Annotated in this window: 11 protein-coding genes; 3 read left to right on the top strand and 8 right to left on the bottom strand. The window is 38.1% G+C overall.

What is annotated here, in order from left to right; genetic code table 11:
- Positions 1-37 precede the first annotated feature (37 nt).
- On the top strand, positions 38-583 hold the full coding sequence (locus PHV30_01540; protein ID MDD5455696.1) for a hypothetical protein: 546 nt from the start codon (positions 38-40) through the stop codon (positions 581-583).
- A gap of 141 nt (positions 584-724) precedes the next feature.
- On the opposite strand, the gene PHV30_01535 is transcribed toward PHV30_01540, so the two are convergent.
- The 4 genes from PHV30_01535 to PHV30_01520 all read right to left on the bottom strand — a co-directional run bounded on the left by PHV30_01535 (position 725) and on the right by PHV30_01520 (position 4,354).
- Positions 725-1,165, bottom strand: coding sequence for a hypothetical protein (locus tag PHV30_01535; GenBank protein MDD5455695.1), 441 nt, complete (start codon positions 1,163-1,165; stop codon positions 725-727).
- A 310-nt stretch (positions 1,166-1,475) separates the two neighbouring features.
- A complete protein-coding gene (locus PHV30_01530; GenBank protein MDD5455694.1) occupies positions 1,476-2,198 on the bottom strand; it encodes a tetratricopeptide repeat protein in 723 nt (240 codons plus the stop codon).
- Positions 2,199-2,213: 15 nt separating this feature from the next.
- Positions 2,214-2,501: a DUF2628 domain-containing protein gene (locus PHV30_01525; GenBank protein MDD5455693.1), complete on the bottom strand. Its 288-nt coding sequence runs from the start codon at positions 2,499-2,501 to the stop codon at positions 2,214-2,216.
- A 389-nt stretch (positions 2,502-2,890) separates the two neighbouring features.
- Entirely contained in the window at positions 2,891-4,354 is a 1,464-nt protein-coding gene (locus PHV30_01520) for a hypothetical protein (GenBank protein ID MDD5455692.1), read from the bottom strand.
- Positions 4,355-4,590: 236 nt separating this feature from the next.
- Here PHV30_01520 and PHV30_01515 point away from each other — a divergent pair, with 236 nt between their 5' ends.
- Entirely contained in the window at positions 4,591-4,779 is a 189-nt protein-coding gene (locus tag PHV30_01515) for a DUF2892 domain-containing protein (GenBank protein MDD5455691.1), read from the top strand.
- 27 nt (positions 4,780-4,806) lie between these two features.
- On the opposite strand, the gene PHV30_01510 is transcribed toward PHV30_01515, so the two are convergent.
- The gene (locus tag PHV30_01510; GenBank protein MDD5455690.1) at positions 4,807-6,336 is read right to left on the bottom strand and encodes a hypothetical protein; all 1,530 of its coding nucleotides are present in this window, start codon (positions 6,334-6,336) and stop codon (positions 4,807-4,809) included.
- 168 nt (positions 6,337-6,504) lie between these two features.
- Here PHV30_01510 and PHV30_01505 point away from each other — a divergent pair, with 168 nt between their 5' ends.
- Positions 6,505-7,080: a methyltransferase domain-containing protein gene (locus PHV30_01505; GenBank protein MDD5455689.1), complete on the top strand. Its 576-nt coding sequence runs from the start codon at positions 6,505-6,507 to the stop codon at positions 7,078-7,080.
- Between the two features lie 4 nt (positions 7,081-7,084).
- Here PHV30_01505 and PHV30_01500 read toward each other — a convergent pair whose 3' ends face one another.
- From PHV30_01500 to PHV30_01490, 3 genes are read right to left on the bottom strand one after another with little or no spacing between them, the layout of a single operon-like run.
- Entirely contained in the window at positions 7,085-8,074 is a 990-nt protein-coding gene (locus PHV30_01500; protein MDD5455688.1) for a bifunctional methionine sulfoxide reductase B/A protein, read from the bottom strand.
- 20 nt (positions 8,075-8,094) lie between these two features.
- Positions 8,095-8,928 carry a hypothetical protein gene (locus PHV30_01495; GenBank protein ID MDD5455687.1) on the bottom strand — a complete coding sequence of 278 codons (834 nt, stop codon included), beginning with the start codon at positions 8,926-8,928 and terminating at the stop codon, positions 8,095-8,097.
- Entirely contained in the window at positions 8,916-13,976 is a 5,061-nt protein-coding gene (locus tag PHV30_01490; protein MDD5455686.1) for a hypothetical protein, read from the bottom strand. The genes PHV30_01495 and PHV30_01490 overlap by 13 nt, the downstream gene beginning before the upstream one ends.
- Positions 13,977-14,118: the final 142 nt, after the last annotated feature.

Raw genomic sequence — 14,118 nt, 5'->3', positions numbered from 1 at the left:
ATTCTTTAATTTAGAAATGTTTAAAAGGAAGAAATTTATGACTAGAAAAACTTCAATACTCTTGAGGGATAGACTAAAACTAATAAAACATGAAGAATTTAAATTATTGTTGATGGCTAAGGCCAGCAAAATCAATACTAAGAGTATTGTTTGTATCATTTGGGATTATATTAGACTTTATGGCAATATGCCCTTTTGTGCTGAAAATCTGTCTAATATAAAAACAGATAAAGAAGCTTTTTGCTTCAATAATCACTTTCCAAAAATCGGGTTCGCTGCTTTTTTATCTCTTGAAACAATTGATTTGCTATATAAACTTGCCAAAATTTCAATAAATCGTCAATGTAGACTTGTCAATCAAAAAAAATTATTAGAAATTACTTTTGTACATTACTGTATTTGTTTTCATTTTGGAATAAATATTGGTTTCAAGGTAGATATTTCCTGCTGGAAAAATGATCCAAAAGCTATCAAGAGTTCTTTAGAAAAAATAGATAATGGGATTGAAAGTTGTATGCGTGTCATCAATACCGGATTTATTATATCAAGTCTCACACATTCTGCGGGTTTCTCAAAATCATAGGGTAGAGCGTCTTAGAACAAAAAGCATGGTATTAGAAGTGTTTTGCATGGGGTTAGAAGGTACTAGAACAGTGTTTTGTCTGGTCTTAGAAGTGTCTTTTTGCTGATTTAACATATATCCCTTATAAATAGTGTAAAAAAATCATTTAATTTTGTAATATATTGCTAATAAAAAGTCTCTAATTGATCCCATATCATCTTTCAATATGGCTTTTAACTCTCCCCGATATATATATGCTTCTGTGTAATGATTGTCTAAATAAATAACTTGATCGTAATCATTCAATGCACCCTCATAATCCTTCAATTCTTCTTTTACTATTGCCCGATTAAAGTATGCAGATGCTTGAGAATCATCAATATCAATCGCTGCAGAGAAAGCCTTAAGAGCTTCTTTATATTTCATATCATTTCTTTTAGACATTCCGATGTCTATGTAGGAGCTATAAATATCAATAGGCGTTAATGCAACCTCTCTAAAGTCTTCATTGGTAGAATTTTTCGTTAAATTACCATTTTTATTGGTTCGCATGACAAATAATACGGGTATTTGTTTTTTATCCTTAATTTTCTCGTTTATCATATTTACTCCCTGTTACTTTCTTTTTTTAATTATCTCTGATTATTTAATGATTTGTTTTTAATATCGATTATTAATAAATCGATATTGTTCTTTAAGCCTTATAGTAATTAGCCTATAATTCATATAATATAGATAACAATCACTTTTCTTTTATAATAAAATAATGAATAGAAAAAAAGAAAAAGTAAAGATTATAATAAGTCTAAATTATCGATATAATAGTTATTTATCAAAATAATGAAACTGGTGAATAAAACCTAATACTCTAAAAGACTAATACTATAAATTTTTATATGTTTATTGTGATTTATCAGAAATTTTGTATACTTCTTATGGCTATGTAAGCTTCGATATAACCAAGTTCTCCTGCAATACTTAAATCCTCTAATGCCCCTTGTTTATCGTTGAGCATTATTTTAGCAGATCCTCTAGCGTAATAAGCTAGCGCATATCTAGGATTAAGTTCAATTGCTTTGCTGAAATCTTTTATGGCCGCTGAGTAGGCTTTTGGTTTTAACTTTGCTTTCCCTCGATAATAAAAGGCTTCTGAATATTTAGGATTAAGTTCGATTGCTTTGCTGTAATCTTTTATGGCTGCAACATCTTCTTTTACATTGTATTTAGCAGATCCTCTATTGCAATAAGCATCTGCATATCCAGGATTAAGTTCGATTGCTTTGCTAAAATCTTTTATAGCTTCCAGGTAGTCTTTTAGACTAAACTTTGCTTTCCCTCGATAATAATAATATTCTTCTTTTTTTGAATTAATCTGTATTGCTTTAGTAAAGTCTTGAATGGCTTCAATATAGCCCTTTTGTATTGATTTACACGACCCCCGAGCAGTATAAGCCTCTTCGTTTTCAGGATTCAGCTCGATCGCTACCGTATAGTCTTCTATCGCTCCTGTGTAATCTGAGCGTAAGGACTTGTCATTTCCTTGTAAGAAGTAAATATTAGAATTTTCAATCTCTTCAGCAAGGATTACAGAAAAACACAAAAGACCTAATAATGTAATAAAGAATTTACTTTTCATAGATCAATTCCTTACCTAGCTTGAAATTATTCCTTTATTAATTAGCATTGTTTTGCTTTGTTCATTAGCTGGGACGTATCCTTTTTCAAGGAGTTCCTTTATATACAATTTGTTATAGATAAATGGAAACATTAACCATGTGATATAAAAAGTACAAAGTGCAAGAAGAAGCATAATAATAGCCCACTTTAAATCACCACGGAATAATGCCGGTAAAAATCCAAAAAAGAAAGTTGTCCAAGAAAACCCAAGTTTAACTTCCTTTAACAATCCACTATCTTTACCTTTTAATTGAATATGCATTAATTACACCTCCGGATAGTTAAATCTATTAATAATCATACTGCGTTATAATAAATAAAGAAACGATTACATATTCCCAATAGAACTCTATACACTAACCATACACACAATTAATAATATTTAGTGAGGAATATACAAATAATAGAAAAGGTAGAAATTCTGGAAGAAAATACATTTTCCACATAATCAGCATAAACAACCCATCTGTCAATCATTGCAAGGCTTACAGTAATCATGTTTTCTAGTTCTCATAACCCGAAGGTCGTAGGTTCAAGTCCTACCCCCGCAACCAAATTAAATCAAGGGCCCTGAGAACATGTTTATATAGATCTTATCAACAAATTCAATGTTTTGTGCTTTTGGCAATATTTCAAAAATCCCGGCCAGCTCTAACTATTAATACTATTATATATTTTACCCAGAATGCTATGCAGCTCGTTATGCAAGCCCACAGCACTCCATTCTTTTCCTTTGATAATTATCGGTTTTGGGCTAATGTGAGTATTCAATATTTTAAATTTATAATACAATTTATTATTCAATCTTATCTGTTTTTCTTCCACAAACCCGGATGCTCTTAAAAAGCCTAACTCCTTTTTGATAACCCTGGCATTTATTCTATCTCCTGAAACGTACAGCGCTTCCTTGTCGGCGTAAAAAACGGTTTTGTCTGGTTTAAAGCCCTTGTATTCAGGAGAGGTCGTTGTGCCTGGCACATAATTTTCTGTACCTTCATAGCGCAAATCCATATTCAGTTCACCCGTCTTGCCAGGTATAAATTTCGTAAGATATTCATCCATAGAGGCCCTGATAACCACAGCATCTTCTCCATAAGTCTTTCCCAGCCTTATGCTAACGTCTACGTCCATATCGCCCCTGCGAAAACCTTCCTCCAAAGATGCTTTATACATAGCCAGCCTCTGATATTTGCTTTCACCGTATTTATCATTGCTCCCGATTAATAAAACAGCTTCCATAGTGTCTTTATCTACAGGGAGCCATCTGTTATTTAACCAATCATAAGCATAATTAATGGAGTTGATTAAATCCACTCTGGGCACTTTCGGCGCTATATATTGCTCAGACTGATGTCGGAGAGTTTTGTTTATAAATTCCATGTTTTCACGAATTATATCTGTGACCGCCAAATGGGTTATACCTCTAAATCCTTCAAATCTTCTGCACCTGGCAATAAGTCTTTGGGCTAAAGGCTCCTTGTCTTCAAGGTTCTCTCGATAAGCGCAAAACTCCAGGCATTCCTGCAATTCTATAAGGTATTGCCTATATAATGAACACAGCTCGTTATACGTTTCGGATGTCTCGCCAATAGAACCCTGGTCTTGCTCGTATGAACTGATAATCTTCTTGAGAATACTGTCCTCTGTTGATAACCACGCTACAGCCAGCTTATTGTGTGCACGACCGATGTTTTTATGCACCAAGTATAATGCCAGATCACACAATGTTTGCGCTATCTCATATGGGCCGGGGAAAGATCCGTCCATAAATCCGAGTTTGCTGAGGTTGATATTCATACGTGCAGCAATGTTTTCAATATTATTAGCATTAAGGCCCTGCAGGCAGGAATATATGGACACCTGGGCTAGGGATTCTGGTTGCTCCTTGGTTACAACCGGCTTCCCGGCCTGTAAAAATTCGAGTCCCGGACAAGAAGATAACATATCAAGAATATTCTTGCCATTTCGTCTCGCATTGTCTAATTCTTTTAAAATCAATAAGCCTGCTTCCCGGACCGCAAAAATATTGATTTTTAATTTTAATAGTTCCATTTGCTCTTTTAAATAATCCGAGCCTTCAATGTTATTAACCACCGCTATTATTTTTTTTTGCATACTGTTACCTTATATTTTTTATATGAACCTGGAAAATAAGGTTCTGTTTTCAAATAATATATCGTCTTATTTAGAAAGATATCTTAAAAATGTGGTCAAAAAATATTATTAGCGAGTATGTGGAAAAAGGTCAAAATAATTCAGCTTCGTTCTCTAAAACATATTGTTGCTTTAGCGTAAGATTAAAGTTAATATCATTAAATATATATAAACAGCGATATTAAAAGGAGGAAAAAATGAAATGTAATGTAGGACCAGTTGATAGGGTTGTGCGAATTATAATTGGCGTGGCTATAGTTCTTGTTGGAGTTATATTTAAGTCCTGGTGGGGGCTTATCGGCGTGATACCTTTGGTAACAGCTCTTTTAGGCAAGTGTCTTTTTTATATGCCTTTCGGAGTAAATACCTGTAAAAAAGATAAATAACCACTCAGTTGCGGGTTGTCTGACTAATCAGACTGCTTTGTCAAAATTCATTTTGCGAAAGGTATAGTCATCATAAAAATTTACCCAATCAGTAGTGGTGGTTTGGTCACACTTATCTGGATGTATTTTTAAAAAAATCCTTCTGTAATATGTTTTCAGTTCCTCTAGCGTTGTTGCCTTTAAATAACTGTTTATTAATTTTTTCAGGCCCTCAACCTTGTCTCCCAGTGAATTTATCAATTCCTGCAGGTGTGGCGGCATCTCGCTGCCTTTGTTCTCAGCTGACCTTTTTCCTTTAACTTTGCCATCTTGCGCATCTTTTTTGCATTCAATTAATTTCTCTTTTAGTCTTTCTATTGCGCTCTGAAAGTCATATATATGAGCTCTATCCTTAATTTGCTGCTGTATCGGCTGAAATTTTCTTTCATCCACCAAACCCATTAAGTATAAAGCTTTTACTTCCATAAACAATGCTTCTATTTCCAATATCTGCTTTTTTGAGCCCATCAGGTAATCAATATGTTGTATTTCTGATAACAGTTGAGCGTTTAGTCTGTTTAACTTTTCCGGTTCCTTGATACTGGTTTCATTTATTAACTTATGCACACCTTTTATTGCCCAGAAAATATCTTCATAAATAGGCGGCAGTTTAATTAGTTTTTCATCTGTTTGAAACAGGGTCATAAGCAGTTTTAAAAATTGCTGTATTTCACTATTCTCATCCCCAAAAAATTTATAATAAAAATTATCGTCATCTGTACTGATTTCTTCGTCAACCTCGCTGGCAAGACGGATCTTAGGTGCACCCAAAGACCGGTTTTCTTTAAGGGCAATAATTATCGCTTCTTCCATGATAGGAGCAAGTTTCAGCATGGTTTCGGTAAATTTTTGGCTAACCTCCTTGCCATCACAAATCACTGCTATCCTGGTTGCCAAAGCACTCACCTCAGAAAACTCGCATTTGGTCAGTATCCTGGCTGTAAGCTTGAACTCCGGCGGCAGATTATCCAGGCCAAACTGAAGCAGTAAGTTCATAACCGGCATATACTGCAGCAACTGTTTTTCTGTCCAGTTAAAGCCAAACGAAGCCAATCCCGTGCTTAAAATATAAGGAAAATATTCTTCCAGCTGCGTTACCTCATAATTAACTTTTTTACCCAGAAAACGGTTGGCTAAACACTTTTCATAATAATTTCTTCTGCTATGCGGATTGTCCAGATTGTTTTTATTGAAGTCACAGATTATTTGTGAAAAAAATTTGAACAGCTCCGAATCAATATTCACAGGAATGATTGTATGCTGGCTGGCTTTCCCGGGCTGTATTATTTCAATACTTGCTTTTTTCTTATAAAAATCATTTTTGTAAATCAATCTTGTTTCATTTTCGTCCCCAAATATTTTGCAATTTGGTGTAAGAATATTTAGGCAAAGGCTTCCGGCTTCGTTTTCAAAATACAGATCAGCAACGTACCATTTGTTTCTGCATAGCATCTGCTTTATAAACTCAACCATATCAAAGTTTTTGTTGGATTTGTTTGCGATAATTTTTGAAAACATACTTCTCCCCTGTTTACATATTCATATAATTTATCGTACAAACCAAGAAATAATTGCTTTGTTTTGTAAAAAGACAAAACAAATGGTTTAAATAGCGGTAACCTGTTGATATACTATATATTGATTTTAATTTTAGATAACTTATCCATTACTCTAAAAGGAGAAAAAATGACCCACAAGTTTGATCCCAAGCATTTGGTTTTCCTTAATAATCCCTTGCGGCGTATCGTGAACCCTCCGTTAAAAATCTTGCGCAGGATTGGGCTTAAAGCCGGTGACACCTTTATTGATATAGGCGCAGGTGGCGGTTTTTATGCGTTTCCTGCTGCAAAGCTGGTTGGCAGTAAGGGTAAGGTATATGCGCTTGATAGCCAGCCGGAAATGATTAATGTACTTTCCAGAAAAAAGTCAGTGCTTAAGAAAAATAATCTTGAGGTAATTCTGACTACAGATAGTGATCTTGGCATCCCGGATGGTATAGGCTCTATTGCCTTGTTAAGCAAAGTTTTCCATGAAGTTGATAACAAAAAAGAGATGCTGCTTTTAATTAAAAAGGCATTGAACAAGAAAGGCAAACTGGCAATTATAGAGTTTAATAAAGACGGCAGCACTGCATTTGGTCCACCGGCTCATGAAAGGATTAGTGAGGTGGAATTGAGCGGCATGCTGGAGCGGGCAGGATTCCAAAACATTGTGTTTTCAGCCCTGGGCAGATCATCTTATCTGGCCACTGCAAACCTGTAGAATTTTAAAACTTTTTATCGCGAATGAAGTGGCAGGTATATCCACCCGGATGCTTTTTCAGATACTGCTGATGATAGTCCTCAGCCGTATAAAACTTTTTGGATTTTTCTAATTTGGTAGTTACCGGACGGCCCCAAACTTTGGATTTGTTCACACGATCTATTACTTTTTGGGCTATCTTTTTTTGCTCATCAGTCATATAAAATATTTCTGAACGGTACTGAGTTCCGATGTCATTGCCTTGCCTGTCCAGTGTGGTGGGGTCATGTATCTGAAAGAAAAAAACCACAAGATTTTCATAAGAAGTAACCTGGGGATCAAACTCAATCTTTATAGATTCCGCATGTCCGGTACTACCGGTTTTAACAAGGGAATAATCCGGGTTTTCGGTTGTGCCACCGGTGTATCCGACGGTAGTTTTAACCACGCCTTTCTGTTTGGAAAAAAGATCTTCAAGGCCCCAGAAACAGCCGCCGGCAAAAATGGCGGTTTCGGTTTTAACAGTCTTTTCCGGTTTTTTATCAAATAAATATAAATACCTGGAGTAACCTTCTTTTGCCATATCCGCAAGCGGGATAAAACGCAATGATGCTGAATTTATGCAGTAACGAAGCCCGCCCTCACTTTTCGGGGCGTCATTAAACACATGCCCGAGATGTGAACCAACCTTGGATTTAACCTCCGTTTGCGACATTCCAAAAGTAGTATCTTCTTTTGTAACCAGTGAATTTTTTTCGATGGGGCGAAAAAAGCTGGGCCAGCCTGTGCCCGAATCAAACTTGTCCAGCGAACTGAACAGCGCTTCGCCACTGACAATATCCACATAAATACCTGGTTTTTTATTATTCCAGAACTCATTGTTGAAAGCCGGTTCTGTGCCGCATTGCTGGGTTACTTTATATTGCAGCGGAGTTAATTTGGACAGGTCCATGGTTTTCACCTCCGTAAATGAAATACAGATTATTAACAAAAACAGGAAAAACAGTTTTTTCATAAAAATTCTCTCGGCCAGGCCTAGAAATTAATACCGACACCGAACTGATGTACCGTACCCAGGTCAGGATTGGAATAAAGGTAATCCAGATTTATTCCATTGAAGTTAATCGACATGCCGGCATAAAACAGCTTATCGTAATCACTATAGCCTGCTTTCAAATCTACCAGCTTAAGACCTGTGTAATTAACGCCCAGCTTATAAAAACCCCGTTGAAAAATAGAAGAATACATATAATCTCCAGCCAGGGTAATTTCTCCGAACGGCTTGGACAGACCAACACGAACTATTGGCTGAATATCGCTGCCGGTAGAATAAATATCCTGTAAAACCAGACCGAAACTGATATCGCCGAATAATATTCTGTGATAGGCCAGGTCCATCGCAAAAAAACCTGCCTGGTCTATTGCTCTCTGGCCCAAAAATTTGGCGGTTATTCCTACATTTTCCGCTTCACTGAATTTTAAGGAATAACCTGCCAGCAGTGCCTGGTTAATAAAGCTGAAAGTTCCCATGTTTTGACTGGCTGTAGACCATTGGGTGATATTATCCACACCGGAATAGAAATATGCCACGCCAATCGCGCTTCTTTCATCAAGAGCCATATTAAACATAAGCTGATATTCTTTTACGTCATCAAACTTTTGCGCATAAGCAACATAAGCCTGATTAGACGAATTATTGGCGAGATTAGCCACGTTCCAGAACAAAGCATCCGGGCCTTGCGGGTTTGCAGTATAAGCACCACCCATCTGCATACCTTTCAACCCGATACCGTTATCCAGGAAAAAGCCGCCGAAAAGTGTTGAGCCGGCAATAAGAAGAATTGATAATGTTTTGACTATTTTTTCCATAATACTATCTTCCCTTTAGCTTTAATCTCGCTGCCTGTGCTGTCTTTCAAATTAATAATGTAAAAATATATATCGTTGGGCATCATCATTCCATTATCATCTCGGCCATCCCAGGTGAGACTTCCAGATAGGGAAAGATTTGACGCGTGCAAACCTCTGATTAATTTTCCGGTCAAGGAATATATTTTTACTGTAGCCTCAATTGATGAACCTGCTGTAAGTACATAATCGATATGGCTCACTTCACCGGGGTTAATCGGGTTAAATGGGTTGGGCCAGTTAATAAGACTTTGTAATGTTCCGGTTGAGGATGCGTTTACAGCCCGGATGGTAATCAGATTTAAGCCCGGATATACTGCCATTCCGGCCACACCATTCTTTATCGTCGTTGATTTGCCGTTGCGAACATCCACCAGAAAATAATTGAAGTGGGTAAGAAGGGTATTCTTTTGCTCAGCCAGGGTTATATTTATATTACCTGCTTTTTGAGTGTTTACCTGTACATTCCATTCCATGTTGTTATTGTCGTAAGGCACTCTGTCTACCATTAGCTGGTTGTTGTTGTTAAGTCCATAAACTCTCAATGAAGAACTGGGCTGTGCCGGGGTTAAAGCAGTACTACGGAAATCCAGTGTTTCGTCGTCCGCTGCCAGGGTAAGGTAATCACTCCCGGAGTTATCCTGATCAAAGTTAAGACCGAGTTGCAATTCTTTAGTAATTAAAAGCAGCCCTCCTGGATTATTAGGTGTTACATAGGTATTGGTTGCCGGAAAAATCAGGTCTATCGGCTGAATTGCGTTTACCCAGTAACCCTTCCAGGGAATAACAATATCGGTAAGAATGTATTTTGTACCATCATAATAGCACAGACCGCTTTGTATCAGATTCTGGGTAGCCGCAGCCATTACCGAATAGGTTTGATTATTATAGGACACCAGCACATTAGCCCAATCGATGGTTATTACCTGCGGATTGGCAATCAGATTGAATCCTGGGGTCAAATGCACTGTTTTGGGGCCGATTACATAGCTGCTCGTAGCCGGACTGATAGAAATGTCGGATGATATTATAGCCCATACAGCCATGCCCGGCTGAATGGTGTTCAGGGAAATACTAACATATTGCCCTGTATTTCCGGAGTTCACCCAGGCTAGCCCGCTGGCGTCTGATGATATTATGCCAAAAGGTGCTGCAACCAAAATGTAATCGCTGGTTGCGGTATATGTATGTCCAAAAAACAGGTTAGCCGAAGGAGAACTGATCCACATTGCCGATGGCGGCACTATTACTGAAGGAGTCAGTGTTATTGGAGCCTGATTCATTGTAGTTAATGTATCGGAATAAAATACCGCCCAGTCACCGGTAGGTACTTGTAGGGAATACAAGCCATTCTGTCCACTAAGCGCGGTTGCCAAATCTGTTGTAAAATCAGAAACAGGATTCGAGTACCAATTCTGAATTGTGGTCAAATTGGCTGTAGGATAAGCAAAAACATTAACATTGGAAAGAAAATTAAATAATGGGGCCATAATATAGCCGCTAATCTGATAAGGAGCTGAGGAAAGTGTCACAGACTTCTGAAACATTCTGTCGGAAGTTACAGAAAAGTACGATACATTTCCGGCACATAAATCAGAATTAACCCCGTCAAAGACCATTGTTTCAACTCCATAAGCTGCACCGGCTGCGAGTATTATCTGCACCTTACCATTTGGGGAAGATACATAATCATAACGTCCGATAAAAGCTCCGCTGCTGGAGTAAATTTTCGTTATTACGTTCAGATTGTTTAACGTTGTGCCTGTTTCGTTATAGCCGAATAATGTCATAACAAACCCGCTTAATCCGGGATGAGTATTAACGGCTGTTATTGGTAACGAATTAACCGGGGGAACACTTATTAAAGGATTGATTGTTACCAGGTTGGAGTTGATACTGGAAGCATAGAATACGCTCCAGTTGCCTGTAATTAAACCCAAATCATACATGCCGTTAGGATCAGTAGCGGCTAAAGCCATGTTAAAAATACCCATATCGGTCTGTTTGTTAGCCGAAACATGCCAGTCTATTATTGCGGGCAAATCCGATGCTCCATAACCGTAAACAGCGTAATTAACAAGCCCATTAGCCAAATCATCAAGTAACTGGCTGTTCACAGTAAGAGTAGCCTGATTCAAGGTAATTGTCTGAAACAGAAGGCGGTCCTGTTTTACAGAATATCCGAGACGAACTCCTACATAGCCGGAAGCAATAATTCTCAATTCAGCTGAGTAAAGATTATCGGGGCTTAGTGTCATAGCGAACCGGCCGAGGCTGTCGGTCGTTAAAATTTGTTCGGAGATGAATACCGGTGCGCCGCCATTTTCATTATAGATATCCAGATAAATAGTGGCAGACGGAACCGGAGCACTTGCTCCGTTTATTATAGTTCCCTGATAAACCATTACATTCAGTGTCGGGTAAAGGTTCAGGTTAATTTGTCCCAAACCTGTTGTGCCGGAAATTTGAGCACTGGAGCTGACAATTGTCGTCTGACTGCTATTTAAAGAAGGGCTGATATAAACATACCAGGTGTTAGGCAAAACGTTCAGATTATATATTCCGTTAATGTCGGTTACTGTTGTTGCCAGGCTCAGCATACTCAGGTCGCTTTGCTGGTTCATTGAAGATCTCCAGTTATTAAGCGCATTTAGATCAGTATTTGTCAGAGCTGTGGCGGAATATCCCGGAACCGGTTTGTTGAAGTCATCATTTATATTACCGGTCATGGCAACTGTCGAAGTAGTTAAGGGGATAATAGTATTTATTATTCTATTCTGGCTCACGGAATAACCCAAAATCTTGCCCAGATAATTGTTAGCTGCAACTTTCACTTCCATGTTATATGTACCTAAAATGCTCGGCGTAATACTTACCATACCGGTCAGGTCCGAATAAATGGTCTGCTCCTGCACCAGCTGTCTGGAACTGCCGCTCCATTTATAGAATCCGAAATTTACCATTGCGCCGCTTATAGGAGCGCTTAGTTGGTCTGTAATTGTTGCTTTATAAACAAAAGAGTTGGAAAAAATAAAGTTCAGCGGACCTGCAAATGGCGGAACATTCACGCCAGCATTAATAGTAATCGGCGACTGGTTCATGGTTGCCACTGTATCGGAAATAAAAAACGCCCATACTCCTGCCGCTATTTGCAGGGAATATGCACCGTTTTGATCTGATGACCCTAATGCCACATTGGTGAATAAGTCTACACTCGGGCTCGCAAACCAGGAACGAAGCGCCGTTAAATCAGCAAGCGGATAAGAAAAAACATTTATTGTGGGCAGAGGTTGCATCTGGTTCAACATAATAGTTCCGGTAATCGTATAGGGTGCATCTGCCAGGAGCAAAGAAGTCTGCGCCCAGCGGTCGGCAGTAACAGCATAGTATAAGGCTTGTCCCTGTAATAAATCTGAGGTTATGGCGTCAAAAAGCAATATTTGTACACCATAGGCAGTATTTTCACTCACAACAAAATCGACTTGCCCATTAGTGGAGGAAACAAAATTATAGCTGTGTAAAAGGTTTCCGGTTACTGAAAAGGTCTCCGCGATTACATTAATGCTGGGGATTAATGTCGCCCAGCGATTTCTAGCGGAAAGCAGAGTAAACCTGAATTCAGTAAGGCCCGGATTAGAATCCACGTTAGTCATTATCGTTAAACCGAGATCGGCTGTTGGGTTTGGATAAGCATTATTGGAAATCACGACACCTGTCAGCCAATTTTTAGTAACAGAGCTTTTAACTGTCCATTCCAGATTAAAAATATTCCCATAGGGTGGTACATATAAATAATCATAATAAGGTACATTCGCTGAATATACTCCGTTTATATCTGTAGTAACCGTCAGCTCAGGAAAAACGCCGACTTCATATTGTCTTGATGTCTGCCAGTTTGTATAATCTGCCGCATTGCGTGTAATCACCATGGATACCGAGTAATTGGGAAGCGGCCGACCAATATTGTCTCCTATTATTCCTGTAATTGTGTCAGAGCCTACATTGCTAAAAACTGTCTGGGCAATATACTTGTCCTGCGTAACTATGTAGCCGGCAAAATAATCGGTTCTTCCCGGTGTTTTTATGCTTGCTTCTACATAATAATTTCCCGTAATATCGGTTTGAGACACAAATACCGCGTAATTATTATATGTAATTATTGATTCTTTAATTAAGGTGTTTTGTGATAATGAATAAAAATCTAATACAATTGTGGTATTCGTCATCAAGCCAACCACGGAAGTATATTCATAAAAAGTATTTACGCTTGGATGCAGGTCTACATAAATTGTGCCGAACGAACAAAACTCAAAATAATTAGCTCCCGGAAAAACATGCGCATCACTTGAAACAACTGTCCAGGAGGTTCCATTTGTTGATGGTGTATAAAATAGAGTCCAGTCTCCGCTGGTCACATCCGACCTATATGAACCGTTAAAAGTAGGTGATCCCATAACAAAATCCCTTGAACCCAAGTCGGACAGTTTTGGAGTAGTATTATGCCAGTTTGTCGCGGCCAAAAAATCAGCTGTTGGCATTGCATTCATATAATAATCCACCACGCCATTATGAACCTCATCACCAATCCAGCCGGTGAAATAGCAATTCCATGGTGGTGTTTTAAGGCTAACATCTATGCTTATTATACGATTTTGACTTACAGCATAAATTTCGTAATTGCCAACATATCCGGTTTTCATAATCTTTGTTTCTACATAAAAATTCCCGGGAATTGTTATATCGAAGGTAACCAGGGCATCGGAAACCGGAGGTACAAATATCGGTGCCGGCAAGTAACCTCCGGCGCTTACTTTTGTTTCCTGAATTAACGTGCCCTGAGCGGTTCCATTATCCTGATATACACCGAAAACTACTATTGTTCCAGGAAGAAGAGCTCCAACATCGCTTTTAATACGTGCGCTGTATTGGAATGTATTTGCCTGAAGGGGAAGTGTAAATATAATCAGGGAAAAAACAACCGACAATAAACTTCTTATAATTTTTCTCATCTTATCAAACAGAATATCAAAAGGATTAAATATGATTAATTTGCATCTTCCCTAAATTACTGTCTTTTTTCCACCAACTGTAATCAAACCGCTTGAGTAGCTAATTTTTTAAAATCTGAAACTTTTAACCATCCTGGTACGA

It is taken from the genome of Candidatus Margulisiibacteriota bacterium, from assembly GCA_028715625.1.
Lineage (GTDB): Bacteria > Margulisbacteria > Riflemargulisbacteria > GWF2-35-9 > GWF2-35-9 > JAQURL01.
Note: the sequence above shows the minus strand (reverse complement) of the source record. Positions and strands in the feature narration are given on the sequence as shown.